The sequence below is a fragment of the Actinophytocola sp. genome, assembly GCF_035634895.1.
In the GTDB taxonomy this organism is placed as follows: Bacteria; Actinomycetota; Actinomycetes; order Mycobacteriales; family Pseudonocardiaceae; genus Actinophytocola.
This window is the reverse complement of sequence record NZ_DASQCC010000055.1, coordinates 1-26,582: the sequence shown is the minus strand read 5'-3', so window position 1 is coordinate 26,582 and position 26,582 is coordinate 1. Positions and strand designations below refer to the sequence as shown.

The 26,582-nt window shown below is 70.6% G+C and carries 26 protein-coding genes and 2 pseudogenes; 10 read left to right on the top strand and 18 right to left on the bottom strand.

Annotated features, from left to right (window positions below):
- The first annotated feature begins 49 nt into the window (after positions 1 to 49).
- The 4 genes from VET29_RS07990 to VET29_RS07975 all read left to right on the top strand — a co-directional run bounded on the left by VET29_RS07990 (position 50) and on the right by VET29_RS07975 (position 3,525).
- Positions 50 to 1,333, top strand: a complete 1,284-nt coding sequence (locus tag VET29_RS07990) for a C39 family peptidase (protein WP_414636459.1) — start codon at positions 50 to 52, stop codon at positions 1,331 to 1,333.
- Positions 1,334 to 1,346: 13 nt separating this feature from the next.
- Positions 1,347 to 2,432 carry a gamma-glutamylcyclotransferase family protein gene (locus tag VET29_RS07985; protein WP_324916801.1) on the top strand — a complete coding sequence of 362 codons (1,086 nt, stop codon included), beginning with the start codon at positions 1,347 to 1,349 and terminating at the stop codon, positions 2,430 to 2,432.
- Positions 2,433 to 2,578: 146 nt separating this feature from the next.
- Complete coding sequence (locus VET29_RS07980; RefSeq protein ID WP_324916798.1) at positions 2,579 to 2,998, top strand: DUF4232 domain-containing protein; 420 nt, start codon at positions 2,579 to 2,581, stop codon at positions 2,996 to 2,998.
- Between the two features lie 65 nt (positions 2,999 to 3,063).
- Positions 3,064 to 3,525 (top strand): hypothetical protein, encoded by a 462-nt coding sequence (locus tag VET29_RS07975; RefSeq protein ID WP_324916795.1) that lies wholly within the window; start codon positions 3,064 to 3,066, stop codon positions 3,523 to 3,525.
- On the opposite strand, the gene VET29_RS07970 is transcribed toward VET29_RS07975, so the two are convergent.
- Positions 3,491 to 5,173: an FAD-binding oxidoreductase gene (locus VET29_RS07970; protein WP_324916792.1), complete on the bottom strand. Its 1,683-nt coding sequence runs from the start codon at positions 5,171 to 5,173 to the stop codon at positions 3,491 to 3,493. The two genes, VET29_RS07975 and VET29_RS07970, sit on opposite strands and share 35 nt — an antisense overlap.
- On the opposite strand from VET29_RS07970, the gene VET29_RS07965 reads away from it, so the two are divergent.
- Positions 5,163 to 5,762, top strand: a complete 600-nt coding sequence (locus VET29_RS07965; RefSeq protein WP_324916789.1) for a TetR/AcrR family transcriptional regulator — start codon at positions 5,163 to 5,165, stop codon at positions 5,760 to 5,762. The two genes, VET29_RS07970 and VET29_RS07965, sit on opposite strands and share 11 nt — an antisense overlap.
- A gap of 49 nt (positions 5,763 to 5,811) precedes the next feature.
- Positions 5,812 to 7,323 carry a glycerol-3-phosphate dehydrogenase/oxidase gene (locus VET29_RS07960; protein ID WP_324916786.1) on the top strand — a complete coding sequence of 504 codons (1,512 nt, stop codon included), beginning with the start codon at positions 5,812 to 5,814 and terminating at the stop codon, positions 7,321 to 7,323.
- 195 nt (positions 7,324 to 7,518) lie between these two features.
- Here VET29_RS07960 and VET29_RS07955 read toward each other — a convergent pair whose 3' ends face one another.
- From VET29_RS07955 to VET29_RS07940, 4 genes are read right to left on the bottom strand one after another with little or no spacing between them, the layout of a single operon-like run.
- Positions 7,519 to 9,243 (bottom strand): M15 family metallopeptidase, encoded by a 1,725-nt coding sequence (locus tag VET29_RS07955; protein ID WP_324916783.1) that lies wholly within the window; start codon positions 9,241 to 9,243, stop codon positions 7,519 to 7,521.
- Positions 9,240 to 9,608: a type VII secretion target gene (locus tag VET29_RS07950; protein WP_324916781.1), complete on the bottom strand. Its 369-nt coding sequence runs from the start codon at positions 9,606 to 9,608 to the stop codon at positions 9,240 to 9,242. The genes VET29_RS07955 and VET29_RS07950 overlap by 4 nt, the downstream gene beginning before the upstream one ends.
- A 42-nt stretch (positions 9,609 to 9,650) precedes the next feature.
- Positions 9,651 to 10,004, bottom strand: a complete 354-nt coding sequence (locus VET29_RS07945) for a type VII secretion target (protein ID WP_324916779.1) — start codon at positions 10,002 to 10,004, stop codon at positions 9,651 to 9,653.
- A 16-nt stretch (positions 10,005 to 10,020) separates the two neighbouring features.
- The gene (locus VET29_RS07940; RefSeq protein WP_324916777.1) at positions 10,021 to 10,458 is read right to left on the bottom strand and encodes a YbaB/EbfC family nucleoid-associated protein; all 438 of its coding nucleotides are present in this window, start codon (positions 10,456 to 10,458) and stop codon (positions 10,021 to 10,023) included.
- A gap of 176 nt (positions 10,459 to 10,634) precedes the next feature.
- Between VET29_RS07940 and VET29_RS07935 the strand changes: the two genes are divergently transcribed.
- On the top strand, positions 10,635 to 11,483 hold the full coding sequence (locus tag VET29_RS07935; protein ID WP_324916774.1) for an ABC transporter ATP-binding protein: 849 nt from the start codon (positions 10,635 to 10,637) through the stop codon (positions 11,481 to 11,483).
- Positions 11,480 to 12,673 carry an ABC transporter permease gene (locus VET29_RS07930; protein ID WP_324916770.1) on the top strand — a complete coding sequence of 398 codons (1,194 nt, stop codon included), beginning with the start codon at positions 11,480 to 11,482 and terminating at the stop codon, positions 12,671 to 12,673. The genes VET29_RS07935 and VET29_RS07930 overlap by 4 nt, the downstream gene beginning before the upstream one ends.
- Positions 12,674 to 12,722: 49 nt before the next feature.
- Here the strand turns inward: VET29_RS07930 and VET29_RS07925 are convergent, their stop codons facing one another.
- Both VET29_RS07925 and VET29_RS07920 read right to left on the bottom strand, forming a co-directional pair.
- Entirely contained in the window at positions 12,723 to 14,036 is a 1,314-nt protein-coding gene (locus tag VET29_RS07925) for a citrate synthase (protein WP_324916766.1), read from the bottom strand.
- Between the two features lie 93 nt (positions 14,037 to 14,129).
- On the bottom strand, positions 14,130 to 15,071 hold the full coding sequence (locus VET29_RS07920) for a carbohydrate kinase (RefSeq protein ID WP_324916763.1): 942 nt from the start codon (positions 15,069 to 15,071) through the stop codon (positions 14,130 to 14,132).
- A 78-nt stretch (positions 15,072 to 15,149) separates the two neighbouring features.
- On the opposite strand from VET29_RS07920, the gene VET29_RS07915 reads away from it, so the two are divergent.
- A complete protein-coding gene (locus VET29_RS07915; protein ID WP_324916759.1) occupies positions 15,150 to 16,295 on the top strand; it encodes an acyl-CoA dehydrogenase family protein in 1,146 nt (381 codons plus the stop codon).
- Here the strand turns inward: VET29_RS07915 and VET29_RS07910 are convergent.
- A complete protein-coding gene (locus VET29_RS07910; protein ID WP_324916755.1) occupies positions 16,281 to 16,718 on the bottom strand; it encodes a hypothetical protein in 438 nt (145 codons plus the stop codon). The two genes, VET29_RS07915 and VET29_RS07910, sit on opposite strands and share 15 nt — an antisense overlap.
- A gap of 159 nt (positions 16,719 to 16,877) precedes the next feature.
- Here VET29_RS07910 and VET29_RS07905 point away from each other — a divergent pair, with 159 nt between their 5' ends.
- Positions 16,878 to 17,303, top strand: coding sequence for a MarR family winged helix-turn-helix transcriptional regulator (locus VET29_RS07905; protein ID WP_324916753.1), 426 nt, complete (start codon positions 16,878 to 16,880; stop codon positions 17,301 to 17,303).
- 115 nt (positions 17,304 to 17,418) lie between these two features.
- Here VET29_RS07905 and VET29_RS07900 read toward each other — a convergent pair whose 3' ends face one another.
- The 10 genes and pseudogenes from VET29_RS07900 to ureC form a co-directional block, all read right to left on the bottom strand.
- On the bottom strand, positions 17,419 to 18,636 hold the full coding sequence (locus VET29_RS07900) for an amidohydrolase (protein ID WP_324916750.1): 1,218 nt from the start codon (positions 18,634 to 18,636) through the stop codon (positions 17,419 to 17,421).
- Between the two features lie 11 nt (positions 18,637 to 18,647).
- Positions 18,648 to 19,547: an aldose 1-epimerase family protein gene (locus VET29_RS07895; RefSeq protein WP_324916747.1), complete on the bottom strand. Its 900-nt coding sequence runs from the start codon at positions 19,545 to 19,547 to the stop codon at positions 18,648 to 18,650.
- Positions 19,548 to 19,567: 20 nt separating this feature from the next.
- Complete coding sequence (locus VET29_RS07890; RefSeq protein ID WP_324916744.1) at positions 19,568 to 20,965, bottom strand: APC family permease; 1,398 nt, start codon at positions 20,963 to 20,965, stop codon at positions 19,568 to 19,570.
- A gap of 60 nt (positions 20,966 to 21,025) precedes the next feature.
- Positions 21,026 to 22,287, bottom strand: a pseudogene (locus VET29_RS07885) (MFS transporter).
- Between the two features lie 118 nt (positions 22,288 to 22,405).
- On the bottom strand, positions 22,406 to 23,080 hold the full coding sequence (pdxH, locus tag VET29_RS07880; RefSeq protein WP_324916741.1) for a pyridoxamine 5'-phosphate oxidase: 675 nt from the start codon (positions 23,078 to 23,080) through the stop codon (positions 22,406 to 22,408).
- 130 nt (positions 23,081 to 23,210) lie between these two features.
- Positions 23,211 to 23,852, bottom strand: coding sequence for a TetR/AcrR family transcriptional regulator (locus VET29_RS07875; protein WP_324916738.1), 642 nt, complete (start codon positions 23,850 to 23,852; stop codon positions 23,211 to 23,213).
- A gap of 310 nt (positions 23,853 to 24,162) precedes the next feature.
- Entirely contained in the window at positions 24,163 to 24,873 is a 711-nt protein-coding gene (locus VET29_RS07870) for an urease accessory protein UreD (RefSeq protein ID WP_324916735.1), read from the bottom strand.
- Complete coding sequence (gene ureG, locus VET29_RS07865; protein WP_324916732.1) at positions 24,870 to 25,565, bottom strand: urease accessory protein UreG; 696 nt, start codon at positions 25,563 to 25,565, stop codon at positions 24,870 to 24,872. The genes VET29_RS07870 and ureG overlap by 4 nt, the downstream gene beginning before the upstream one ends.
- The gene (locus tag VET29_RS07860) at positions 25,555 to 26,220 is read right to left on the bottom strand and encodes an urease accessory protein UreF (protein WP_324916729.1); all 666 of its coding nucleotides are present in this window, start codon (positions 26,218 to 26,220) and stop codon (positions 25,555 to 25,557) included. Before VET29_RS07860 ends, ureG begins: the two co-directional genes overlap by 11 nt.
- Positions 26,220 to 26,582 (bottom strand): annotated as a pseudogene (gene ureC / locus VET29_RS07855) (urease subunit alpha); the annotation flags it as partial. The gene VET29_RS07860 and the pseudogene ureC, both read right to left, overlap by 1 nt.

Sequence of the window (26,582 nt, the reverse complement as noted above, 5' to 3'; positions counted from 1 at the left end):
CATCCGCGAACTGTTTACATGACCTTGGACTGCCAGGAAAATCCTTGGCATGCGCGCACATCCATTACGCCTGGTGACCGCCGCTCTGTCGGCCGCACTGGCGATGTCCCTGTCCGCCGTGCCGGTCATGGCCGCACCGGCCACCGCTGACGCACCGGTCGACTTCCACGAGTGGAAGTCACCCGCCGACTTCCGCAAGGGCCGCGCCGAAGGTGTCCGGCCCACGCCGGCGGGCCTGGTCATCACCCGACCCGCCGGCACGGTCGAGCACACCGAGCCCGACCTCGGCACCACCCGGACCTACGAGTTCGGCCGCTGGACCTCCCCGGTCTACCGGCCGGGCTTCGACGCCACGCAGCTCGTCGCCTCCTGGAACGCCCGGACGCCGGACGACACCTGGCTGAGCGTCGAGATGCAGGGCACCACGGCGCAGGGCACGAGGTCCGGGTGGTACACGATGGGCCGCTGGGCGCTGAAGGACACCGACATCGTCCGCACGACGGTCCCCGGCCAGGAGGACGCCGTCGGCTACATCGACGTCGACACGTTCGTCGCGTCGCAGCCGATCGCCGGCTACCAGCTGCGGGTCACCCTCTACCGCGAGCGGGGCACGCACCGGTCACCCACGGTCGGCATGGTCGGCGCGATGACCTCCCACATCCCCGACCGCTTCAGCGCGCCCGCCGGGCCGACCGCCGGCGCGTGGGGCACCGAGCTGCCCGTGCCGCGCTACTCGCAGAACATCCACGCCGGCCAGTACCCCGAGTACGGCGGCGGCGGTGAGGCCTGGTGCAGCCCCACCTCCACGGAGATGGTCGTCGAGTACTGGGGCCGCGGGCCGAGCCGGAAGGACCTGGGCTGGATCGACCCCGCCATCGCCGACCCGCAGATCCCATTCGCCGCCCGGTACACCTACGACCACGACTACGACGGCACCGGCAACTGGCCGTTCAACACCGCCTACGCCGCCTCCTTCGGCCTGTACGGGCACATCACCCGCCTGCACTCGCTGACGGACATCGAGAAGTTCATCAGGGCGGGCATCCCGGTGATCACGTCGCAGTCGTTCCTGTCCAGCGAGCTGGACGGCGCGGGCTACGGCACGTCCGGGCACATCATGGTGGTCGTCGGCTTCACCGCGAACGGTGACGTCATCGCGAACGACCCCGCCTCGCACGACAACGACGCCGTCCGCAACGTGTACAAGCGCGACCAGTTCGCGACGATCTGGCTGCGCACCAAGCGCGTCAACGCCTCCGGCGGCATCTCCGGCGGCCCGGGCGGCGTGGCCTACATCATCGCGCCGCCGTGGAAGAAGCTGCCGAGGGTCTGACACCCTCGGAGGCATGTTCGCGGACGAGGAGTACCCGGCGGCGCCCTACCCCGGGCGCCGCCCACCGGGCTCCTTCGTGCACGACGACGCCACCGGCTGGGACCTCACCGCCGACCCGGCGGCCCTGTCCGGCTGGCGGGTCGACGGCCGGGACCTCGACGACTGGCTCGCGGCACGGGACGCGCCGCCGTTGGCCGACCGCGTCCCCGTGCTCTGCTACGGCTCCAACGTCTGCCCGTCCAAGATCACCTGGCTGCGCACGGCCCTGGGCATGACGGGGCCCGCCGTGCTCCTGACGGCCCGCTGCACGGGCCTCGCCGCGGTCTGGGCCAGCGGCCTGCGGGTCGTCGACACCCAGCGCCCCGCCACCCTCGCCGCGCTGCCCGGCAACGTCGAGGACCACGCCGTGTGGCTGGCCACCCAGGACCAGGTCGCCGTGCTGGACCGCTGCGAGGGCCGCGGGGAGCGCTACCACCTCGCCCGCGTCGACACCGGCGCGGTCCGCCTCACGAACGGCACCCTCGTCGACGGCCCCCTCGCCTACACGGCCGCCGCCCCGCGGCGCATGCCGCTGCTCGTCGACGGCAGGCCCGTCCGGTGCGCGGACGTCCCCCAGGCGGGCGCCGCCGCCCTGACCGGCGTGCCGGCCGACACCGACGGGCTCACCGTCCGTGAGATCAGCGGGGCGCCGGCACCCGAGGACTTCCCCGGCCGGGTGTTCGTCTACGGCACGCTCCAGCCGACCGCATCCGACTGGTGGCGGCTCGAACCCCATGCCGGCCAGACGTACGAGGCACGCATCCCGGGTGTCCTCTACGACACCGGACTCGGCTACCCCGCGTTACGACCGGGCACTGGGCCGGGTGTCGCCGGATGGGTAGTCCACCTGGCGGAACCCGCCCGCGTGCTGTCCGAACTGGACGACTACGAGGGCACGGAGTACCGGCGGACCAGAATCGCGCTACCAGGCGGTTTGCCGTGCTGGACCTACGTGTGGGTCGACTCCGTCGAGGGATTGCGTATCCTGGCGGCCCCGTGGGGAGGCGTGGAACCCGTCTCGGAGGTGAGGGCGTGGCCCGACATGACCGACTCTGTGTGATCGCGGCGCTCGTCCTGACGGCGACCAGTGCCTGCGGCGCAGGTCAGAACGCGGCCAGCGAGCCAACACCGACCCTCTCCCCGACCACCTCGACCTCCTCCTCGCCACCGCCGCCGACCAGTGGCGTGGCCGCGCCATCAGGCCCGGTGACCAACTGCACCGCCGACCTGCTCACCGGTTCCGTCGAGACGATGGGCGCCGCGGCCGGCCACCGGTCCGTGGTGCTCGTCGTGACGAACAAGAGCAACCGGACCTGCACGATCAAGGGGTTCGGCGGCCTGCAGCTGCTCACCGCCACCAGGGAGCAGATCCCCACGAACGCGGAACGCAACCTCGATCCGGTGCCCACGCTCATCCGGCTGAACCCGGGCGGCGAGGCCGGCAAGCGCCTGCACTGGACGGTGGTCGCGACCGGTGACGAGCCGACCACCGGTCCGTGCCAGCCGGTGGCGAGCGCGATCAACGTCCTGCCACCTGATGAGACCGCACCCTTCGAGGTCGACTACGAGTTCGGCTCGGTCTGCGACCACGGCAAGCTGGAGACGAGCGCGTACTACCCGCACTGAGGCCCTGACCCCTTATTTGCGCCATTCCCTGGTCAGACGTGCCGTTCAGGAGGCACGCTCTCCCCATGAACACCGAGCCCGACCTCGCGACTGCGCAGACGGTGCGGCAACCGGTGCCTCCGCACACCGAGTCCCCGCCCGAAGCGGAACGGCCGGCGGACCCGCTGGCCAAAGTCATGCTCACCCCGCGCCAGTTCTGGGTGGTCCTCTCCGTCGCCGGGCTGCTGCTCGGCCTGCTGCTCGCGTTGCTGCCCGTGCGGGTGGCCAACGCGGACCCGGCCAACCCCGGCCACGTCACGTGCGGCAACACGATCGGCGGCGTGGAGACCGGCCCGCTCGCCGGCGCGCTCGACCGGCCGGGCCAGGACGTCCTCGCCACCTACGTGAACACGTGCGAGAGCGCGATCGCCACCCGCCTCGCCTTCTCGTGGCCGCTGTTCTTCGCCGGCGCGCTCGTGATCGTCTGGCGCGGCGTGGTGCGCAGGGAACCGCCTAGCGCTTCTCATCCAACAGCTTCCCGGGGTTGAGCACGCCGTCCGGGTCGAGGGTCCGCTTGACCGCGGCGAGCACGTCCACGCCCAGCGGGCCGATCTCGCGGGACAGGTACGGCGCGTGGTCGACGCCGACCGCGTGGTGGTGGGTGATCGTCCCGAGTGTCCCGATCGCCTCGCACGCGGCCGCCTTCGCCTGCCGCCACTGGGTTTCCGGGTCGTCCTCGGCACGCGGGACGAGCACGGTGAAGTACAGCGAGGCGCCCGTCTCGTAGGCGTGTGAGATGTGACACGCGACGACCGGCGCCCGGCCGGGCGCGGCCAGCGCCGCGACGAGCGCGCCGCGGACCGCGGTGCGCAGCTCGCTCAGGTTCTTCCAGTACGCGGCGGTCTCCAACGTCTCGACGCAGACCCCCTTGTCCAGCAGGGCGTCCCGCTGCCGTGGGCCGGCGAACCGGCCGTGCCGCCAGGACTCCCCCGCCGCCGTGCCGAGCGAGACCGGCCGCAGGTCACGCAGCACCCGCAGCGTCGCGCGCCGGCGCAGCGCGAGCTCCTCGGTGGACGTGGCCTCCCAGCCCAGGATCAGCAGGCACGGTTCGAGGACGCCCCGCAGGCGCAGGTACTTGCGCACCAGCGCGGTCTTCCAGCCACCGGACAGCGCGAAGGCGACGTCGGTCTCGTGCGGGTCGGACAGTCGTGTCACGTCCGCGAGCACCTGCCGCTGCGCCAGCTCACGCATGGCCAGCGCGCCGGCGTCCCAGCCGTCGACCACGAAACCCTCGTAGCGGCGCACGGTCGGCAGCTCACGCACCCGCACGGTCACCTCGGTGATCACTCCGAACGCGCCCTCGCTGCCGACGACCAGCTGCCGCAGGTCGGGACCGGCCGCGGACGCCGGCGCGGCGCCAAGCCGCCACTCACCTCGCGGTGTCGCGACGCGCACGCCCTCGACCATGTCCTCGAACCGGCCGTAGCCGGCGGAGGCCTGGCCGGCCGACCTGGTCGCGGCGAAGCCGCCGATCGTCGCACGCTCGAACGACTGCGGCACATGCCCGAGCGTCAGCCCGTGCGCGGCGAGCAGCCGCTCCGCCTCCGGTGCGACCACACCGGCCTGGAACACCGCGAGCCGCGACACCGGGTCCACGGACACGAGCCGGTCCAACCGCGCCAGGTCGAGCACCACGACCGCGGCCTTGTCGCCCCGCAGCGCGGCCACCCCGCCGACCACCGACGTGCCCCCACCGAACGGCACGACGCCGACACGGTGTGTCGCGCAGACCTCCAGAACCCGTTGCACCTCATCGGGATCCGCCGGCACGACCACCGCGTCCGGCACGGGCGCCGCGCCGATCCCACGGTGGCGCAGGAGGTCCAGGTAGGACAGACCACCGGTGCGGCCAAGGCGTTCGTCCCGACCCGTATGCACGTGCTCCTTCCCGAGCACGGCGCACAGCGCCTCCCGCGCCGCCGGCGGCAGCCCGGATTCCGGTACGGTCAAAGCGGAATCCGGGGCAGCCGGCGTTGTTCGTACGGGCAGACCCGTCCGCGCCGCTAGCCAGCGGGCGGCGTGTGCCGGCAGTATGGCGTTGCTGTCACCGTCGACGGGCGTCCATCCGCGACGCTCGAGGCGGTCAAGGTGGTCATTGTTCTTGCTCACTAGTATAGTGTGACATATGGCCACCATCCGTCACACTCCGTCACCCAACCGTGTTGCAGATGATGTACTGCTCGACGCGGCCAAGGAGTGCGTGCTCGCGGTAGGCGTCCGCCGGACCACGCTGAGCGATGTCGCGCGCACCGCCGGAGTGAGCAGGATGACGCTCTACCGCCGCTTTCCCGATGTGCGCGGCATGCTGTCCGCATTGATCACCCGCGAGGTCGGCACGATGCTGGCGAAGGCGACCGAGGCGGCGCGGGACGAGCCGACCGCACGGGGGCAGCTCGTCGTCGCGTCCGTGCAGATGCTGCGTTCGCTGGCCGCCAACCCGTTCATGCACGCGGTGATCGAGCGGGACGCGGAGATGCTGGTGCCGTACATCTTCGAGCGGATCGGCACGAGCCAGCGGATGACCGAGGAGTACCTGTACGCACAGCTCGCGGCCGGGCACGCGGACAACTCGATCCGGTCCGCGCCGCTGAAGGTCCAGGCCCGCACGGTCTTCCTGTTGCTACAGCCGTACGTGTTCACGATCCGGCCCTCCACATCGGACGTCGACCTGGACGACCTGCTGACCGAGTTGGGCCGGATGCTCGACGTCGCCTTACAGCCGTGAGCGCTGCCCGCGGAGCGAACCGCCGGCACCGCGCCCTCGTGGGGACGCCGTGACGACCGCGCTCAACGCGACGCGCCGTGCCGCCGACCTGGCGGCGCTGACGGCCGGCGAGGTCGTCGACGTACTCGTGGTCGGCGGCGGGGTGACCGGTGCCGGCATCGCGTTGGACGCGGCCGCACGCGGGTTGTCCGTGGCGCTGCTGGAGGCCCGCGACCTGGCGTTCGGCACGTCTCGGTGGTCGAGCAAGCTCGTCCACGGTGGACTGCGTTACCTGGCGAGGGGTGACGTGCGGCTCGCGCACGAGAGCGCGGTGGAGCGCGGCATCCTGATGACGTCGACCGCGCCACACCTGTCCCGGCCGCTGCCGCAGCTGATTCCCTTGCACAGCCAGATTTCCGGCGGTCATGCGGCGGTCGTCCACCTTGGGCTGATGGCCGGGGACGTGCTGCGCCGCGCGGCGCGGACACCGTCGGCGCTGCTGCCCTCGCCGCGGCGGGTGTCGGCGCAGGAGGCGCTCGCGCTGGCGCCGGGGCTGCGTACGTCGGACCTTCGTGGCGGGTTGCTCTCGTTCGACGGCCAGCTCACCGACGACGCGCGGCTCGTGGTCGCACTGGCGAGGACCGCGGCCGGACTCGGCGCGAAGATCCTGACCCGCACGCCGGTCGTGGGTCTGTCCGGCACCGCCGCGGAGATCCGCGACGGCGGCCGGCTCGTGGAGGTCCGGGCCCGCGCGGTGATCAACGCGACCGGCGTGTGGGCGGGACGCCTGGTGCCGTCGGTGCGGTTGCGGCCGTCGCTGGGCACGCACCTGGTGGTGTCCGGCCCGTCGATCGGCCTGGCCAACACGGCGGTGACCGTGCCGGTGCCGGGCTCGCGGTCGCGGTTCGTGCTCCTGCTGCCGCAGCGGGACGGTCTGGTGTACATAGGGCTGACCGACGAGCCGTTCGACGGCGAGATCCCGGACGAACCGGTGGCCCCGCCGTCCGACGTGGACTTCCTGCTGCTGGTGGCGTCCTCGGTGCTGGCCAGGCGCCTGACCCACGACGACGTGCTGGGCAGCTACGCGGGACTGCGACCCCTGCTCGACGCGCCGGGCCGCAGCGCGGACCTGTCCCGCGACCACGCGGTCCTGCGCTCACCGGAGGGCGTGCTGACCATCGTGGGCGGCAAGCTGACGACCTACCGCCGCATGGCCGAGGACGCCGTCGACGCGGCGGTCGCGGCCGCCGGCCTGACCGCGACGGAGTCCCGCACCCGCCACCTCGCCCTGGTCGGCGCGGCGCCCCGTCCCGTCCTGTCCACGGTGGACGCACCAGAACGCCTGGTCGCCAAGTACGGCACCGAAGCCCCACGCGTGGCCGCCCTGGACCCCACCCCGGTGGCCGACGACCTGGAGATCACGGCCGGCGAGGTCCAGTGGGCGGTCCAGCAGGAAGGCGCCCTGGACGCCGACGACGTACTCCACCGCCGCACCAGAATCGGCCTGGTCCCAACAACCCTGGCCGCGGCCCGCGAACCCGTCACCGCCCTGGTGACCAAAACCCTCCCCACCACCCCCTGACCCGCGAGTCCCGCGTTCAGACATACCGAGTCCCGCGTTCAAACACCATGAGTTGCGGTTTCGTGCTGCACGAAATCCCAACTCGGTGCGTGAACGCGGGACTCGGCGTGCGAACGCGCAACTTGGTATGCGCGAACGCGGGACTCGGTATGCGCGAACGCGGGACTCGGGGTGTGTGAGTGCGGGACTCGCGGGTTAGTGGGGTTGTTGGGCTTGGCGGAGGCGTTCTGCTACGCGGGCCACTTCTTCCTGGGTGCCGATGATCTCGAAGTGCATCTCGTCGCGGCGGCCGGTGTAGTCGCCGCCCCAGCGGACCACGTTGTCGACCTCGCCGAGGATGCTGTGGATCTCCGTGGTCTGGGACGGGGTGAAGGTGCCCTGGGCGCCGAGCACGTGGCGCGTCGCGTTGATGTCGACGGCGGTGGCGCTGGCGTGGTTGGAGATGGCGTGGCTGCCACGCACGTTGCGGTCGGCGTAGCCCCAGTCGTCGTGCTCGCCGGCCGGGCCGTTCAGCTCGACGCCCTCGACGCGGGAGTTCACCTGGCCGAGCACGTGCATGAGCACCTCGCCCGCGTCGCCGTCGGCCACCGTCACCCGGATGTTGGTGCCGGGGATGGTGTGCGCGCTGCGTTGCGGGTTGACCGGCCAGCCGTTCTGCGACACCCGGCCACCGGTCTGCGCCGGCGCGGCCTGCCGCGGCGCCTGTACCGGCTGTGCGCCGGTCACCGGCTGCTGGGCGGCGCCCCGCGTGGCCTGGTTCGGGTTGACCTGCGGTGGCGCCTGCAGCTGCGGGCCGGCCTGCACCGTCGACTGCGGGCTCGTCTGCGTGGCCTGCGGGTTGAACTGCGGCACGGCCTGTACCTGCGGACCGGTCTGCGCCTGCGGGTTGAACTGCGCGGCCGTCGTGGAGTTCTCGCCGGCGATGGGGACCTGCCGCCACTGGTAACCCGGCGCGGCGGGCGTCGCGGGGGCCTGCGCCACCAGCGTCGCGTTCTGGCCGGCGATGGGCACCTGCTGCCACTGGTAACCGGGCGCGGCCGGCGTCCCGGGGCTCGAGTACACGCCCATGTTGTTCGGATCGAGGCCCTGCGACTGCACGGTGTAGGACACCGGCGTGATCTGGGGCGTCAGCACCGGCTGGTCGCTCGCCTTGCCGCCGATCTGCGCCAGCAGCTGCTTGACCTGCTGCACCAGCTGGACGATCTGCTGCACGGTCTTGATGATCTTCTGCAGCTTCTCGACGACGTCCTTGACCTTCTGCATCGTCTTCGTGGCGGTCGTGACGGCCTTCTGGACCGACTGCGCGATGCCCTTGGCGATCGACGCGCCGAACGACAGCCACGACGACGCCAGCGCCTCGATGCAGATCGTGATGATCTGCTGCACGGCCTGGCTGATCAGGTTCATCACCGTCTGGCGGGCCTGCGCGACGGCCTGGCCGGCCGTCTTCATCGCGGACGAGACCGCCTGGCTCGCCTGTGCCAGCGCCTGCAGGCCGTCCGCCTGGTTGGCGCTCGTCGTGCGGTAGCCGGTGCCTGCGGCACCCGTCCAGCTGGTGGTCTGGGTGGTCGACGCCTGGCGGTACACCTGGGCGGTGTTCGACAGGCCCTGCGCCGCGGTGGACCACGACTGCGCCGAGCCGGTGATCGCGCTCGGGTTGCCCATGAGGATGTCGAACGGCTCCCGCAGGAACTTCACCGCGTTCAGCACCCAGCCGACCCCGGCCGAGCTGATCGCGCCGAGCGGGTCGCCCGCGACGCCGATGACATCGAGCGCGACGTTCGCGACGCCCATGGCGGAGCCGAGGATGTCGCCCTTGTCGATGGCGTCGGAGGTGCTCTTGATGTGTGTCAGCAGGTTCTGCACCTGGTTGGTCGACGAGCTGGTCGTCGTGCTCGGTGCGACGATGGTGTCACTCATTTCCTACCCCCGGTCATGACTGCTTGCTCGACCGCTTCCGCCTGTGCTTCGTGTTCCTCCGCGAACGGGGCGGTGGTGAACACGCTCACGTGCTGGTCCTCGATGGTCTGGTACCCGTCCGCGGCCTTGTCGAGCCCCGACCGGACCTGGTCGACGGTCTCGCCCGCGTGGCCCATGGACTGCCGGACCGTGTCCGCCGCACCCGTGACGGCCGACGCGAAGAACTCCGCGATCTGACCGAAAGCACCACCCGACACCGAGTCCTGCGCGCCGCTCGCAACGGACCGCACCGTCCCCGCGATGTCGCCGACCGTCCGTGCGTGTGCACGCACCTCGTCGATGTTCACGTTGAAACCGTCACCCATGGGTTCCGCCACTCTCCTTGTGTGACGCGACGATCACGTCGCTCATCGCTTCTTGTCCGTCGGCTGCTCGTCCTTCACCGCCGAGGTGAACGACGTCATCCCGGCGGTGAAGACCCGCACGTGCTGGTCCTCGGTCCGCTCGTAGCCGTCGGCGGCCAGGTTCAGGCCCGACCGGACCTGGTCGACGGTCTCGCCCGCGTGGCCCATGGACTGCCGGACCGTGTCCGCCGCACCCGTGACGGCCGACGCGAAGCACTCCGCGCTCTGACCGAAAGCACCACCCGACACCGAGTCCTGCGCGCCGCCCGCGACGGACCGCACCGTCGCCGCGATGTCGCCGACGGCCTGGGCGTGCGAGCGCACCTCGTCGACGTTGACGTTGAAACCGTCACCCATGGATCCGCCCTTCCCCTCAGTAGTCCTTGGTTACCTCTGGTGGGCTGTCGAAGTAGTCGTCGTCCGTCCGCGGGCCGCGCCGCGCGGTCGGGTCGGCCGGGACGTCGTCGCCGGTGTAGCCCTGTGGCAGGTTCGCCCGGACGGCCTCGAGCGCCGCGCCCTCGCCGACGAACTTCGTCATCACGTCCAGGACCTGCTTGCCGGCGTCGCGCTGGGCCTGCTTGCTGGTCTCGAGGATGACCCTCGCGAGGTGGTCCGGCTCCAGGTCGCGCACGCCGGGACGCAACACCAGGTCGGCCAAACCCCCGTTGGCGGTCACCCGCACGGTGACCTCCCCGTCCTGTGAGGTGGCCGACCCGCCCACCTCACGCAGTGCCTGGTCAGCCTTGTTCGCGCTGGCAGCAGCCTCTTTCAGCTTCTCGTCGTACTGCGCGAACCACTTCTCCGGGTCCATGCCTCGTTACTCCCAATGGTCCTTCGTGGATCATCTGCACCCTTGCCAGAACCTACGCGGTACCGGACAGCCGACGGTTGTACTTCGGCGAAGAATTTTCAAAGGTAACCACCGGAATCTTCCGGCGCGCGAACCCCTGGATACTTGTGTTCGACACCAAGCGAGGGAGGCGCGGGTTGCTGGAGCTGAACCGGGTCGCCAAACGCTTCGGTGACGTGGTGGCGTGCGCGGAGATCGACCTCGCGGTCAAGTACGGCGAGGTCTTCGGCCTGGCCGGGGGCGGCAAGACGACCGTGCTGCGCATCGCGGCCGGGTTGATCCAGCCGGACGCCGGCACGGTCTCGCTGACCGGGCGGCTGGGTTACCTGCCCTCCGCCCGCGGCCTGTACCCGCGAATGCGGGTGCTGGACCAGCTGGTGTTCCTGGCCGAGCTGCATGGCGCCGACACCAACGAGGCGGTGCGTGCGGCCGAGCTCTGGGCGGCGCGGTTCGGGCTGCGCGGCCGGCGGACCGACCGGGTGCGGCAGCTGTCGCTGCTCGACCAGCGGCGGCTGTGCCTCGCGGCCGCGTTCGTGAACACCCCGGACGTGCTGGTGCTGGACGAGCCGTTCGCGGACCTCGACGCGGCGAGCGCGGAGGTGCTGGCGGCGCTGGTGCGGGAGCGGGCGGCCGCCGGTTCGGCCGTGCTGCTGGCGACCGACGAGCTGGCGGTGGTGGAGCGGCTGTGCGACCGTGCCGGTGTGCTCCACAATGGACGAATGGTGGCGGAGGGCGCGGTCGAGGACCTGCGGGCACGGGTGGAGCTCGCGGTGTCCGCACCGGAGGCGCCGGTGGACTGGGCGGCGGGACTGCCCGGCGTGACGGTGCTGTCCGTCCACGATGGACTCTTCCGGCTCGCGCTGGCCGACGGCGCGGACGACCAGGCGGTGCTGGCCGCGGCGCTGGCCACCGGTCCGGTACGGGAGTTCAGCCGGGTGCGGCCCGGCCTCGCGGACGTCTTCCGCGACGTGGTGGGCTCCCGATGAGCCGTGGCATGTGGCTGGTGGCCCGCCGCGAGGTGGACAACCGCCTGCGCACCAGGTCCTTCCTCGTCGGCACGCTCGTGTCCGCCCTCGCGCTGGCCGGTTTCGTGCTGATGCAGAGCACGGTGTTCGACGGGGACCGGCGCGACACCATCGGCCTCGCCGGTCAGGCGATCGCGGTGTCGGACCAGTTGGTGTCCGAGGCACGCCAGGTCGGCCGCGCGGTGCGCACGGTCGAGGTGACCGACCTGGCCGCCGGCCGGACACAGGTCGCCGACGGGTCACTGGACGCGCTGGTGAGCGGTGCGCCGGCCGCGCTGACCGTGCTGGTGAACCAGAGCCTGGACGACGAGCTGCGCGGTGTCCTCAATGGACTGGTGCGCCAGCAGGTGCTGCGTGGACAGCTCGCGGCACTGGAGGACTCGGCGGGGCTGGACGTGAACAGCATCCTGCGCAACGTGTCCGAGGCACACGTGACCGTGCACGCACTGTCCCCTGTGGACAACTCGCTCAGCGAACGGCTGCCGATGGCGCTGGTGGTCGTGGCGTTGCTGTACCTGGCGTTGCTGCTCTACGGGTCACTGGTCGCCCAGGGGGTGGTGGAGGAGAAGTCGAGCCGGGTGGTGGAGTTCCTGCTGGCGGCCGTGCGACCGAGACAGCTGCTGGCGGGCAAGGTGCTCGGCCTGGGACTCGTCGGCCTGGTGCAGCTGGCGGCCGTCGGCGTGGTCGGGTTGGTCGTCGGCGCCGCGGTGTCGGTGCTGCCGTCGGTCGGCGCGGCGGTGGCGGCGCTGGCGTGGGGCCTGCTCTGGTACGTGCTCGGCTTCTTGTTGTACGCCATGGTGTTCGCCGCGGTGGGCGCGCTGGTGTCCCGGCAGGAGGACGTGCAGTCGGTGCTGATGCCGGTCACGGCCGTGCTGGTGGTGGCGTTCGTCCTGGGGATCGCGGTCCTGTCCAGGGATCCGACCGGCACGACGACGACCGTGCTGTCGCTGATCCCGCCGTTCTCGCCGATCCTGATGCCGGGTCGGCTGGCACTGGCCGCGGTTCCGTTCTGGCAGGCGGCCCTTGCCCTGGCCCTCACGGCGGCGACGATCGTGCCGCTGAGCCGTGCCAGCGCCCGGATCTACCAGAACTCGCTGCTGCGCAAGGACTCCCGCAGCACCCTCCGTCAGGCCCTGCGCCGCACGCCATGAAGGACCCCACCGCGGCATTGGCTGCCGCGGTGGGGTCCTTCAGGAGGGGTCAGCGGTCGCCGAGCAGGACGTAGTCGCGCTCGGTGTGGCCGGTGTAGACCTGGCGCGGGCGCCCGATCTTGGTGGCCGGGTCGTTCATCATCTCGCGCCAGTGGGCGATCCAGCCCGGGAGGCGGCCGAGGGCGAACAGGACCGTGAAGAACTTCGTCGGGAAGCCCATCGCGCGGTAGATCAGGCCCGTGTAGAAGTCGACGTTCGGGTAGAGCTTGCGCTCGACGAAGTACTCGTCGGCCAGCGCCCGCTCCTCCAGCTCCTTCGCGAGGTCCAGGAGGCTGTCGTCGCCGCCGAGCCGGGTCAGGATGTCGTCGGCCGTCTTCTTGATGATCGCGGCCCTCGGGTCGTAGTTCTTGTAGACCCGATGGCCGAAGCCCATCAGCTTGACGCCCTTCTCCTTGTTCTTGACCCGCTTCACGAAACTGTCGATGTCACCGCCGTCGTCGCGGATCTTCTCCAGCATCTCCAGCACCGCGCTGTTCGCGCCGCCGTGCAGCGGGCCGAACAACGCGTTGATGCCGGCCGAGATCGAGGCGAACAGGTTGGCCTCGGACGAGCCGACGAGCCGGACCGTCGACGTGGAGCAGTTCTGCTCGTGGTCGGCGTGCAGGATGAACAGCAGGTCCAGCGCGCGGGCGAGGTCGGGGTCGACCTCGTACGGCTCGGCCGGGAAGCCGAACGTCATGCGCAGGAAGTTCTCCACCAGCCCGAGCGAGTTGTCCGGGTACAGGAACGGCTGGCCCACCGACTTCTTGTAGGCGTACGCGGCGATCGTCGGCAGCTTGGCCAGTAACCTGATCGTCGAGATCTCGACCTGTTCCGGGTCGAACGGCCGCTGGCTGTCCTGGTAGAAGGTCGACAGCGCGGAGACCGCGGAGGACAGCACCGGCATGGGGTGCGCGTCGCGCGGGAAGCCGTCGAAGAAGCGCTTCAGGTCCTCGTGCAGCAGGGTGTGCCGGCTGATCTTCGAGGTGAAGTCGTCCAGTTCCGCCCGGGTCGGCAGCTCGCCGTAGATCAGCAGGTAGCTCACCTCGATGAAGGTGGCCTTCTCCGCCAGTTGCTCGATCGGGTAACCGCGGTAGCGCAGGATGCCGTTGTCGCCGTCGATGTAGCAGATCGCCGACGAACACGACGCGGTGTTGACGAACCCGGGGTCGAGCGTGACGAGCCCGGTGGTCGAAAGCAGCTTGCTGACGTTGATACCGTCAGAGCCCTCCGAGGCGTGGGCGACGGTCATCTCGTAGTCGCCGCCTGGATAGCGCAGGGCGACGGATTCCGTCGCGCCGTTGTTGTTCTGCCCGTCAGGCATGCGTGGTCCCTCTCAACAAAATCGTCTTGTGTTCTTAACGCTAGTGCGCGCGACGCTTGGGCGGTAAGGGCAAAGGGTGTGGGCCACCGCACTTTACGGCGCAACGCCCAGTTCAGCAGCGTAAGGCGGCTCGGCGCCCGCCCGCGAGACGGTGACCGCGGCCGCTCGCACCGCGAAGTCGAGTGCTTTCCGCCACTCCTCCGCGTTCACCTCGCGTAGCGCGTCCGGTGTCGAGATGCCGGAGTTGTGCAGCCAGCACAGCAACGCTCCGTGCACGGTGTCACCCGCGCCGATGGTGTCGACCACCGTTGTGGGCGGCGTGGCCGGAACGGGCACGGCCACTTCATCGCCGGCCGCGGTGCGCACGAGGATCCCGTCGGCTCCCCTGGTCAGCACGACGGCGGCCGGGCCCTTCGCCAGCCAGCCCCTGACCGCCTCGTGCGGGTCGCCGTCGGCGAGCCACGCCGCGTCCTCGATGGACAGCTTCAGCAGGCCGATGTCCGGCAGCCAGGTCGCGAACCGGTCGCGGTAGGCAGGCGTCACGAGGGCGGTGCGGATGTTGGGGTCGAGGACCGTGAGCCGGCCGTTGGCCGCGTGGTCGCGGAGGAGCTGCTCGTAGTGGGTGGCGCCGGGTTCGAGCGCCAGCGAGAGCGTGCCGAGCGAGACGATCTCGACGTCGCCGGGCAGCGGGCCGGGGTGACGTACCTCACGGTCGGCCGTGCCCTGGACGTAGAACGAGTAGCGGGCCGAGCCGTCGGGCCCGATGCCCGCGATCGCGAGGGTGGTCGGCTCGGGTCCACGTTGGACCATGGTCGTGTCCACACCGGACAGTCTCAGCCGGTCGAGCAGCGCGTCCCCGAAGGCATCCGTCGACAGGCGCGACAGGAAACGGACCGGCGCGTCGAGCCGCCCGACCGCGATCGCGACGTTGTACGGCCCGCCGCCGGGCAGTGGACGAAGCTGGCCCAGCTCGCCAGGACGCGCCTGTGCCGCTGGCACGAGATCGACGAGGGCCTCGCCGCCGACAAGGATCATTTGGTTTCCTCTCCTACCCAACAGTAGGAAGTCATACTGTTTGTCGTCGGACTCAAAAGGTCTTGCGGAGGGAACGGCATGGCTGCCGAACGTTTGCTGCCGAGCACGGAGGCTGAGGACCTCGTCAAGCTGGCCAGGGAGATCGCCCGGGACGAGCTCGCGCCGGTCGCGTCGGAGTACGAGGAGGAGCACCGGTTCCCCCGGGAGCAGTTCCGGCTGCTGGGGCGCAGCGGGCTCCTCGGGTTGCCGTACGCGGAGCAGTGGGGCGGCGGCGCGCTGCCGTACGAGGTGTACCTGCAGGTGCTCGAGGAGATCGCGACCGCGTGGATGTCGGTCGGCGTGGGGATGTCGGTGCACGTGATGTCGTGCTTCGCGCTGGCCACGGAGGGCACGGACGAGCAGCGTGCGCGCTGGCTCCCCGACATGCTGGGCGGCGAGCTGTTGGGCGCGTACGCGCTGTCGGAGTCCCAGGCGGGTTCCGACGCCGCGGCGCTGAGCTGTCGTGCGGTCCTCACAGGAGACAAGTATGTGGTCAACGGCGTGAAGGCGTGGATAACCCACGGCGGCGAGGCCGATTTCTACACGACGATGGTCCGCACGTCGCCCGACGGCGGCCGGGGTGTCTCGTGCCTGCTGGTCGACGGTTCGACGCCGGGCCTGTCGGCCGGGGCGCCGGAACGCAAGATGGGCCTGACGGGCTCGACGACCTCCCAGCTGGTCTTCGACGACGCGACGGTGCCCGCCGACCGGCTGCTGGGCGCCGAGGGTGACGGCCTGCGCATCGCACTGTCGTCGCTGAGCTCGGGGCGGCTCGGGATCGCGGCGTGCGCGGTGGGGCTGGCGCAGGCGGCACTGGACGAGGCCGTCACCTACGCGCGGGGCCGCGTCCAGTTCGGGCGGCCGATCATCGAGTTCCAGGGGGTGGAGTTCATGCTGGCGGACATGGCCGCGGCAGTGGAGTCCGCCCGCGCGACGTACCTGGAGGCAGCCCGGCGGCGCGACCGCGGCCTACCGTTCACCCGGCACGCGTCGATCGCGAAGCTGGTGGCGACCGACGCGGCGATGAAGGTCACGACGGACGCGGTCCAGGTCCTCGGCGGCGCGGGCTACACGCGCGACTTCCCGGTGGAGCGCTACCTGCGCGAGGCGAAGGTCGCCCAGATCTTCGAGGGCACGAACCAGATCCAGCGAATGGTCATCGCCAGGGAGTTACGCAGGGCCTGACTCCAGGTTCTCCGCCATGTGCCGCAGGGTGCGCACCGTGCGGTGGTAATCGTCGTCGGCCAGGCCGGTGAGGAACGTGGCCCGGATGCCGTGGACCTTCCGCTGGACCGCGGCATGTGCGGCCTCGCCGGCCGGGGTGAGCGCGTAGCTCCCGGCGAGCCAGCCGCGGCGGGCCATGTCCCCGGTGACCTCGTCCAGCGTGCTGACGCGTTCGTCCTGCGTGCTGACGCCTTCGGTCCAGAACGGGCGCAGCGCGTCCCGAAGGCCGGCCGCGTCCCGCGGTGCCTCCCGCAGGATGTTCAGCACCTGCCAGTGCCTCCTCGTCACCCCCTCCGCCCCGAAGGCCCGATCCATCGCACCGTCGATCAGCCGATCAAGATGCTTGAGCCAGTAGCCGATCGGCCATTCAATGCCAGTTTGCATACACATGTCATATCACATGTACATGACAGAGGCTATAGACTGCACCGCGTGGAACGGGAAGCCGCAGCCGAGGACATCGCAACCGTGGAACGCGATGCCGCAGCCATGAACCACGACCTCGCAACCGCCGAGCGGGATGTCGCGGCCGTGGAGCGGGCCATGGTTGCCATTCGCCGCAGTCAGACGCGGCGTGCCCTCGCGCGACGGGCCGGCGCCAGCACCACCGGTACCGAGGTCCTCGACGTCGTCGAAGAGGCCGAGGAGGCAGGCGAACCCGCCACCGTCACCAGCGTCGCCGCCGCTCTCGACGTCGACCAGCCCCGCGCCAGCAAACTCGTCGCCGCCGCCGTCGAGGCCGGACTCGTCCGCCGGGAGGCCGACCAGAAGGACGGCCGGCGGGCACTACTGGTACGCACCGACGAGGGCCGGCGCGTGTCCACCGAGATCCACGCCTTCCGCCAGCGAACGATCAGCGCGGCCATCGAGGACTGGCCCGCGCACGAGCAGGCCGACTTCGCCCGCCTCCTCACCAGGTTCGTCACCGCCTTCACCCCACCCACCCGCGAGTCCCGCGTTCACCCATAGCGAGTCCCGCGTCCAAACACACCGAGTCCCGCGTTCACACACCGAACTGCGGTTTCGTGCAGACACGTGTGCACGAACCCGCAACTCGCACTGTCCGAACGCGGGACTCGCGGGGTTATTGGTGGTCCTTGTAGAAGGGGCTTCTTGTCATGCCTTGGTTTGTGGGCTCGTCGAAGTGGTAGACGGGCTGGCCGTTGACGAAGACGCGGACTGCGCGGCTCATTACGTCGAGGGGGTCGCCGGACCACAGGACGATGTCGGCGTCGAGGCCGGGTTTCAGGGCACCGACCCGGTCGTCCAGGCCCATGATCCGGGCCGGGTTGACCGTGATCGACCGTAGGGCCGTGTCGGAGTCCAGGCCTTCCTTCACGGCGAAGGTCGCCTGGTGGACCAGGAAGTCGATCGGCACCACCGGGTGGTCGGTGGTCAGCGCGATCTCCACGCCGGCGCGGGCCAGGATGCCGGGGTTGCGCAGCGAGCGCCTGCGCACCTCCACCTTCGACCGCCCGACGATCAGCGGGCCGATGATCACCGGGATGCCCTTGTCCGCCAGCACGTCCGCGATCAGGTGACCCTCGGTCCCGTGGTTGACGATCAGCTTGTAGCCGAACTCCTCGGACAGCCGGATGGCGGTCGCGATGTCGTCGGCCCGGTGGCAGTGCTGGCACCACGGCAGCTCGCCGTCGAGCACGCGGACCAGCACCTCGTTCGTGTTGTTGCGCTCGAACGGCTTGTTCTCCCGGTTCGCGTGCTCCCGCGCGGTGCGGTAGTCCTGGGCCCTGGTCAGCGCGTCGCGGATCACGGCCGCCACGCCGAGCCGGGTCGACGGGAGCTTGTCCTTCTCCCCGTACACCCGCTTCGGGTTCTCGCCCAGCGCGCTCTTCACGCTCACCGGCTGGCGCACCAGCATGTCGTCGGCCGTCTTGCCCCACGACTTCACGGCCACGGTCTGGCCGCCGATCGGGTTGCCCGACCCCGGCTTGACGACCACGGTCGTCACCCCGCCGGCCAGCGCGTCGCGGAAACCCTCGTCATCGGGGTTGATGCCGTCGAGGGCACGCAGCCGCGCGCCGTTCGGGTCGGTCATCTCGTTGACGTCGACGCCCGCCCAGCCGTCGCCTTCCTCGTAGACGCCCAGATGCCCGTGCGCCTCGACGAAACCCGGCAGCACCCACGTGCCGGACGCGTCCACGATCTCCGCTTCCTCCGGCACGTCCACATCGGCTTCGGCCCCGACCGCGACGATCACGCCGTCGTCCACCAGGACCGTGCCACCCTCGATGGGCTCGCCATCGACGGGCACGACGTATCCACCTGTAATCGCGATGCTCACGACAGCAGAACCTACGCGCCCAGTGGGGTGATACCCCAGCGACCCGCCCAGGTCTCACCCGGCCGCAGCCACAGCAGGTCCACCCCGGAGTTCAGCGCGTCGGGCGGGCACGTCATCGGCTCGACGGCCACCGCTCGGGCGCCCTTGCCGGGGTACTCGTCCGGCGTGAACACCTGCACCCAGCCGAACACCGGCTCCGCCCAGACCTCGACGCCGGTCGCGCCGGAGCGGACCGAGTGCCGCACCAGCCCGTCCGCGCCGGGCACACAGCCGCCGAACGCGGTGTCCAGCTCGATGCCCCGCAGCGGCCGGCCCTCGCCGAAGTCGTACTCGGTACCGACCACGTCGATCGGCGAACCGTTGGGAATCATGGTGTCCAGGTCGACCGGCAGGACCGTGTGGGCGGCGAGCGTGAGCACGCAGTCGTCGACGTCCACGTTGCCCGGCCGCGGGTAGGGGTGCGTGCCGACGCCGAACGGCATCGTCCGCTCGCCGAGGTTGTCGACGGTGTGCTCGACGGTCAGGCCGGTGTCGGACAAAATGTAGGAGATCCCAGTGCGAAAGGGAAACGGCCAGCCCGGCGCGCCGGCGACCCGCACCTCCAGCGTGACCGCACCGTCCTCATGCGACGCCACGGACCACGACGCGTGCCGCACCAGGCCGTGGATCGCGTTGCCCCGCACGGCTTCCGTCGCCTCGAGGGTGTGCGTCTCGCCGTTCTGCGTCCACTTGGCACCGGCCACCCGGTTGGGCCACGGCACAAGCACCGCACCGGCCCCGATCTGCGGCTCGTCGCCGTAAGTTTCGGCGTAGGGCACCCCGCCGACCTCGAACGCGCGCAGCCCCGCGCCGACGGTGTCGACGACCGCCTTCGCGGAGCCGTGCGTGATCTCCAGCTGCTTTCCTGTCATGAGCGGAAAGCCTACGGGGGTCAGTGCTCCTGCGCCCGTTCCTTCACCTGTTCGCCACGCGACCGCATGACCGCCCGGTTGACGAACCACAGCAGGACGCCGACCCCGATGAGGACCAGCCCGACCCAGTAGTCGCTCGCCGGCCGGCCGGACAGCCACGGGACCGCGAGGTACGCGCACAGCACGGCGCCGACGATCGGCGTCCACCCCGGCGCGCGGAAGTGGCGGTGCGCGACCTTCTCCTTGCGCAGCACCAGCAGGGCGACGTTCACCACGGTGAACACGCACAGCAGCAGGAGCGCGGTCGTGCCGCCGAGCGTGGTGACCGCCTTGGTGCCGGCGGTGCCGGCCAGCAGCGCCACGGCGATGAGGCTGGTGGCCAGGATCGACACCCACGGCGTGCGGCGGAGCGGGTGCACGGCGCCGAAGACCTTCGGCAGGATCCGCTCGTTCGCCATCCCGTAGAGCAGGCGGCTCGCCATCAGCATGTTGATCAGCGCGGAGTTGATGACCGCGAACAGGCCGATCCACTCGAAGATCCAGATCGGGAAGTTCGGGGCGCCGACGCCGATCACCTCGAGCAGCGCGCCGGACTCGGCCGCCGCGAGGTCGTTGGCGGCGATGAGCAGCGACGACGTGACCGCGACCAGCACATAGATGACCGCGGCGGTGGCGAGGCCGGACAGCAGCGCCTTCGGGAAGATCCGCTGCGGGTCGCGGCACTCCTCGGCCATGTTGACCGAGTCCTCGAAGCCGACCATGGCGAAGAACGCGAGCGAGCTGGCCGCGGTGATCGCGAGCAGCCAGTTGGTGTCGGCCGTGTTGATCTCGACGAGGCGGCCCGGCTCGCCGTCACCGCTCGCGACCGCGAAGATGCCGACGCCGATGATGATCGCGAGGCCGGACACCTCGATGCAGGTCAGGACCACGTTGGCCTTCACCGACTGGGACACGCCGATGAGGTTGACGGCGGCCAGCAGCGCGACGAACAGCACCGCGACACCCACGATGACCGGCTCGGACAGCTCGATGTCGAACGCGGCGGGCAGGTAGGTGCCGGCGAACGCGCGTGCGGCGGCCGACGCCGAGGTGATGCCGGAGCACATCACCGCGAACGCGACCAGGAAGGTGAGGAACGGCTTGCGGAACGCGCGGTTGGTGTACAGGGCGGCGCCCGCGGCTCTCGGGTACCTGCCGACCAGCTCGAGATAGCTGAACGCGGTCAGGAACGCCACCACGAACGCGACGATGAACGGCAGCCAGAGCGCGCCGCCGACCTTGCCGGCGACACTGCCGGTCAGCGCGTAGATCCCGGTGCCCAGTACGTCCCCGATGACGAAGAAGTAGAGCAGCTTCGGGCCCATCACCCGGTTCAGCTCGGTCTTGTCCTCGATGAAGGCTGTGTTCTCGGTCACCATCACCTGAATATGCCCGATCTGGGTGGGTATGACCAGATCAAGTCGTTACGGGTTCCCCAACTATCCGGTGGTGGCCCGGTAACGCCAGAACGCCGGCAGGCAGACCACGGCGACCACGGCGAAGATCACGACGAGCACGCCGCCGCCGGTGGCCGCCGTCGCGGTGCCGACGCCGGCCGCCGCCCAGCCGTGCGCGAGGTCGGCGATGCGCGGCCCGCCCGCCACGACGACGGTGAAGACGCCCTGCATGCGGCCGCGCATCTCGTCGGTGGTGGCGGTCTGGAGGATCGCGCTGCGGTAGATCATGCTGACCAGGTCCGCGGCACCCGCCATGACCAGGAACATGACGGCGAGCCACAGGTGCTGGGCGAGCCCGAAGCCCACGATGGCCAGGCCCCACGCGACGACCGCGACGGTGACGCCGACGCCGTGCCGGCTGATGTGCGAGAGCCAGCCGGACAGCAGGCCGAAGATCAGGGCGCCGATCGGGATGGCCGCGTAGAGCCAGCCGAGCGCGAGGCCACCGCCGTGCGGGTCGCCGAAGGTGCGCTCCGCCATCTCGGGGAAGAGGGCACGCGGCATGCCGGCGACCATGGCGATGATGTCGAGCAGGAAACTTGCCAACAGAACGTTCTTCGCGGCGATGTACCGGAAGCCCGCCGCGATGTCCTTGATGCCGGCCCTTCGCCGGACCCCGTCGAGCGGGCTCAGCTTGGGCAGCCCGGCGAGGAGCAGGGTCGCGAGCACGAGCGCGACGGAGTCGGTGAGGTACAGGACGGGCAGGCCGGCGAGCGGCATGAGCGCGCCGGCGAGCAGCGGCCCGAAGACCATGCCGAACGACCCGACCGTGGCCGACAGCGCGCTGGCCGGCGCGATCAGCTCGACGGGCACGAGCCGGGCGACCGCCGCGGTGCGGGTCGGCATGTTGACCGCGACGAACGCCTGCTGGACGGCGAACACGCTGAGCACGACCCAGACGTTCGCCCCGACCACGGCGAACAGCCAGAACAGCACGCTCGTCGCCGCCACCCCGACGTTGGTGACGAGGATGACCGTGCGCCGGTCGAAGGCGTCGGCCAGGGCGCCCCCCAGAGCCCGAAGATCAGCAGCGGGACGAGCCCGAACGCGCCGGCGAGGCCGACGAACCCGGACGACCCGGTGAGGTCGAAGACCTGCTTGGGCACCGCGACGGTGGTGAGCTGCGACCCGACCGCGGTGATCGCGGTGGAGATCCAGAGCCGGCGGTAGGTGGGTATCCGCAATGGCCGGGTGTCGATCGCGACCCTGACCCGGCGAGTGGACTTAGCTGCGGAAACCCCCACGCAAAGAGCTTAGGCCCGCTAACGACCTGGCGTCGCGTGACTTTCGCCCCACCTACGGCGAGGGTGCCCGTCAGGACGGTGAACGTCCCGAGGGGCACCCTCGCGGTGGGTGACCAGGTCAGGGGCCGACGCGCTCGACCTTCCAGCCGTCGCGGCCGAGGTGGAAGCGGAGCCGGTCGTGCATGCGGTCCATGCGGCCCTGCCAGAACTCGACGACCTCGGGCCGGATGCGCCAGCCGCCCCAGTGCGGCGGCACCGGTACCTCGTCGGCGTCGGCGAAGCGGCGCTGGACGTTCGCGAGCGCGTTCTCCAGCACGGTCCGGTCCCGCACGACGGCCGACTGCGGGGAGGCCCACGCGCCGAGCTGCGAGCCGCGGGGGCGGGACGACCAGTACGTCTTGGTCTCGGCGGGGCTGACCTTCTCGACCGTGCCGCGGACCGTGGCCTGGCGGTGCAGCGTGTACCAGGGGAAGGTCGCCGAGGCGAAACGCGTCGACATCAGGTCGTGGCTCTTGGCCGAGGTGTAGTTGGTGAAGAACACCACGCCACGCTCGTCGAGCCCCTTCATGAGCACGGTGCGCGACGCCGGGATGCCGTCCGCGTTCGCGGTGGCCAGGACCATGGCGTTCGGCTCGGGGGCGCCCGCCCGGATGGCGTCGTCCAGCCACTTCTGGAGCTGCTCGTGCCAGGTGCCGGCCAGCTCGCTCTCGCTCAGCATCCCCTCTTCGTAGGACACCCGCATGGTCGGCAGCGCGAGCGCGATGTCGGGCGTGGCAATGTCGGCGTCCGCCATCCTTGGTCTCCTCGACGCGTAGGGACTACCTCACGTTTCGACAGTACGGGTGGAACCGGCCCGAAGGAAACCGCGCAGCGGGTGATGACCCACACTTGAATCGATCTGGAAACAGCCTGTTCGCAGGACGTTAGCCCGGTCGGGTGATCGCCGCGATGCAGATCTCCCTGATCTCGGTCGCCACGTCCGCCACCGGCACCGGCGGCTCGGTCGCCTGCCACTCGCGCACGAGCCCCGTGATCGCCCCGACGAGCGCGATGGCGGTCAGCCGGTAGTCCCGCGCCGGCGCCAGGCCCGTGGCGGCCGCGCGGTCGCATTCGGCGGTGATGAAGTCGACGTAGCGCGCGTACCAGGTCAGGTGCTGGCGCTCCATCGCCTGGCTTATCCCGGGCGCCTCGACGTAGTTGAGTCGCGGGAAACGGGGATCGGAGGTGACAGCTTCGACGAAAGCGTCTACCAATCTGGTGATTCGCGTTAGTGCATCCGCATCAGCGAGCGAGTCGAGCACCGGAAGCACGCGCTTCATCGCGACGGTGTTGATGTGCGAGTGCAGTTCCAGGAGCAGCGCTTCCTTGCTCGCGAACTTCTCGTAGAAATTCCTGGTGGAAACACCGGCCTTGGCACACAGATCGGCGATCTTGGTCTTGTGATAACCGCGGGTGGTGAACTCGTCCAGCGCGGCCTCGAGGAGTCGCTCCCGCCGCTCGGCACGACGCTGCTCGGTGTCCACCCCTCGGTACATCCGGCTGTGCGCACCCGCGCCCTGAGCCATCGAACCTCTCCTTGGCCCTTGTGAAAACAGGTCCAGTTATTCTGAAATTGGTAATTACCAGTGCAGTGGTAAGTGGTCTGACATGGTCAGCGGAATCCTCCCCGTGGTGACCGCCACCCAGTTGACCATCCTCAGGCGGACCGTTCTACACCCCATAGGTTCCAGCGGTGCAAGGGACCCCGGCCCGTGATCACCATCTGAAAACAAAGGCCCGAAAATCCACTTTCGTCCACAGTTCGACAACCGTGACCTGCAACGATGACTTACCGTGTCCGCCGGGCACGTTCGGGAATGCTCTGATCACTTTCGGTCATGACCGTGGGAGGGTGCTACACGTCCCCTGCCGACAGGTAGCGCCGAGCCGGCGTGCCGCCGTCACCGCGTCGTCCGCCAGGGCGGTCGTGAGCGTGCCGCCCGCGGCGAGGCGGGTTCGCGACCACCACTCACCGCTCGCCGTCTCGCTCATGTCGTTCGTGCACAGTGCCGTGGCGACGACACGCCGGCCCATCAGCAGCTCCCTGGTGACCGCCAGGCTCTGCCGGAGCACCGGCCGGCCGGCACGGGTGACGTGCAGTGCGGTCGTCAGGTCGCCGCCGGCCTCACCGGCCCGGCCCAGCACCACGGTCTCGCGCATGTGGAGCCGGGCGCCCTCGGCCAGCGTGACGGTGAGGAGCGACTCGTGCCGGGCCCGCCGGGTGATCACCGTGGGTTCCGGCAGGTAGGCGACGGTCGCCTCCTCGCCCAGTTCGATGTGGACGGTCGTGTGGCTCTCCTCCCCGTGTGGACCGGGAAGTGCGACGGTGGCCGCGATGCCGGCCAGGGTCAGGCACGCGCCGGGGCCGACGCGCACGGTCAGCGTCAGCTCGTCGCCGCCGAGCGGGCTCGCGGCGGAGCCGACCAGGTGCACGACCGGCTCGCCGCGGACGGGGACCAGGGTCAGCGGTGCGGCCGAGCGCAGCGTGCGGACCACGGAACGGCCGGCCGCGTCCAACTCGACGGTCAGGTGCGCATGTGCCTTCACACCATCAGTTTCCGCACCCAGTCGGCCACCTCTGGCGCGTCCGGAGTGTCCACGAGGGACTGTTGGACGACGGGCAGGCCGCCACGGACCCGGTGCGCGTCGCCGGCCATCACGGTCAGGTCGGCGCCGACCTGCGGGGCCAGGTCGGTCTTGTTGATGACGAGCAGGTCGGCGGTCGTGACGCCGGGGCCGCCCTTGCGCGGCACCTTGTCCCCGCCCGCCACGTCCACCACGAAGATCTGCCGGTCGACCAGGCCGCGGCTGAACACGGCGGTCAGGTTGTCGCCGCCACTCTCGATGATCACCAGGCGCAGCGCGGGAAACCGCTCGGCGAGGGTGTCGACGGCGTCGAGGTTGGCGGTGATGTCGTCGCGGATGGCGGTGTGCGGGCAGCACCCGGTCTGGACGGCCTCGATGCGGGCCGGGTCGAGGACGCCGGCCCTGCGGAGGAAGTCGGCGTCCTCGGTCGTGTAGATGTCGTTGGTGACCACGGCGAGCTCGACCTCCTGGCCGAGCGCCCGGCACAACGCGGCAACGAGCGCGGTCTTGCCGCTGCCGACCGGCCCGCCGATCCCGATCCGCAGCGGGCGGTCGCCGCCGGGCAGGCCGGGGTGCGGGTCCGGGTCCGGCACGGTGGGGTCGAAGTTGATCGGGTGGACGTGGTCCGGCTCGTGGTTGTGGTCAGCTGACAAAGAGACGCACCTCTTCCCGGTGGTGGCGGTCGTGCTCCTCGGCCAGGAGGTCGAGCCCCGGCGAGGAGGGCGCGGGCAGGTCGGCGGGGTCGAGGTGCGCGGTGGCCGTGGCCGCCGCGGCGACCGCCGTGACCTCGTCACCGAGGGCGGCGACGATGGCGTTGACCCGCAGGGGGTCCAGCCCGAGCAGCCGGACGGCGGCACTCGCGGGCCCGGAGATGGCGAGGTAGGCGGCGGCAAGCGCGGCATCGGCGGGCGCCCCCGCGAGGATGCCGAGGATGACGGCGTGGTGCGGCCGGCGGCCGATGCCCAGCAGGACTTGCGCAGGGCAGGTTGCCATCTGGCCGGCCGCGCGGGCGGTGGCCTTTCCCTGTGCGCGGGAGGCCGCGCGTTGCGCCGCGGACGGCGTGCGGGCGTCCAGCTCGTCGTCCACTGTGGACCATTCGGTGAAGCCCTGCCCCGCGAGGTGGGCCGACGCCGCCGCGAAGACCGCCGCCAGGGTGCCCGCCGTCCGCAGGCGGTGCCGGAGGAACGCCGGCAGGTCGTCCTCCGTGCGTACCAGGCCTCTCGCCGCGGCCTCCTCCAGGCCGCCCGAGTGCGCGTGGCCGCCGCCCGGGAAGCGGGAGTCGGCCAGCAGCAGTGCCATCACGTTCATCAGACCAGGAAGTAACGTTGGGCCATCGGCAGCTCCGTCACCGGCGCCGGTTCGACCAGCTCGCCGTCGACGTGCACGGCGAAGCTGTCCGGGTCCACGGTCACGTCCGGCAGCTCCGCGTTGTTCACCATGTCCGCCTTCGTGACCGCCCGGGTGTCGGACAGGGCCGCCAGCGGAGTCCAGGTGCCCAGGTCCAGGTCAACGGCCGACGGCGCGACGAAGTGCAGGCTGGACGCGGCCGCCACCCTCGGCGCCGCGCCGTACATCGGCCTGGCCAGCACCGGTTGCGGTGTCGGGATGGACGCGTTCGCGTCACCCATCGCGGCCCACGCGATGAAGCCGCCCTTCAGCACCAACGACGG

Bases quoted from the DNA above. Each gene is read 5' to 3' on its own strand.
- VET29_RS07970 (WP_324916792.1), bottom strand. From the start codon at position 5,173: ATGGTGGCCATATGTCACACTATACTAGTGAGCAAGAACAATGACCAC.
- VET29_RS07860 (WP_324916729.1), bottom strand. From the start codon at position 26,220: ATGAACGTGATGGCACTGCTGCTGGCCGACTCCCGCTTCCCGGGCGGC.
- VET29_RS07940 (WP_324916777.1), bottom strand. From the start codon at position 10,458: ATGGACCCGGAGAAGTGGTTCGCGCAGTACGACGAGAAGCTGAAAGAG.
- VET29_RS07930 (WP_324916770.1), top strand. From the start codon at position 11,480: ATGAGCCGTGGCATGTGGCTGGTGGCCCGCCGCGAGGTGGACAACCGC.
- VET29_RS07945 (WP_324916779.1), bottom strand. From the start codon at position 10,004: ATGGGTGACGGTTTCAACGTCAACGTCGACGAGGTGCGCTCGCACGCC.
- VET29_RS07920 (WP_324916763.1), bottom strand. From the start codon at position 15,071: ATGATCCTTGTCGGCGGCGAGGCCCTCGTCGATCTCGTGCCAGCGGCA.
- VET29_RS07965 (WP_324916789.1), top strand. From the start codon at position 5,163: ATGGCCACCATCCGTCACACTCCGTCACCCAACCGTGTTGCAGATGAT.
- VET29_RS07950 (WP_324916781.1), bottom strand. From the start codon at position 9,608: ATGGGTGACGGTTTCAACGTGAACATCGACGAGGTGCGTGCACACGCA.
- VET29_RS07875 (WP_324916738.1), bottom strand. From the start codon at position 23,852: ATGGCTCAGGGCGCGGGTGCGCACAGCCGGATGTACCGAGGGGTGGAC.
- VET29_RS07890 (WP_324916744.1), bottom strand. From the start codon at position 20,965: ATGGTGACCGAGAACACAGCCTTCATCGAGGACAAGACCGAGCTGAAC.
- VET29_RS07905 (WP_324916753.1), top strand. From the start codon at position 16,878: ATGGTTGCCATTCGCCGCAGTCAGACGCGGCGTGCCCTCGCGCGACGG.
- pdxH (WP_324916741.1), bottom strand. From the start codon at position 23,080: ATGGCGGACGCCGACATTGCCACGCCCGACATCGCGCTCGCGCTGCCG.
- VET29_RS07975 (WP_324916795.1), top strand. From the start codon at position 3,064: ATGAACACCGAGCCCGACCTCGCGACTGCGCAGACGGTGCGGCAACCG.
- VET29_RS07955 (WP_324916783.1), bottom strand. From the start codon at position 9,243: ATGAGTGACACCATCGTCGCACCGAGCACGACGACCAGCTCGTCGACC.
- VET29_RS07985 (WP_324916801.1), top strand. From the start codon at position 1,347: ATGTTCGCGGACGAGGAGTACCCGGCGGCGCCCTACCCCGGGCGCCGC.
- VET29_RS07895 (WP_324916747.1), bottom strand. From the start codon at position 19,547: ATGACAGGAAAGCAGCTGGAGATCACGCACGGCTCCGCGAAGGCGGTC.
- VET29_RS07925 (WP_324916766.1), bottom strand. From the start codon at position 14,036: ATGCCTGACGGGCAGAACAACAACGGCGCGACGGAATCCGTCGCCCTG.
- VET29_RS07915 (WP_324916759.1), top strand. From the start codon at position 15,150: ATGGCTGCCGAACGTTTGCTGCCGAGCACGGAGGCTGAGGACCTCGTC.
- VET29_RS07990 (WP_414636459.1), top strand. From the start codon at position 50: ATGCGCGCACATCCATTACGCCTGGTGACCGCCGCTCTGTCGGCCGCA.
- VET29_RS07910 (WP_324916755.1), bottom strand. From the start codon at position 16,718: ATGCAAACTGGCATTGAATGGCCGATCGGCTACTGGCTCAAGCATCTT.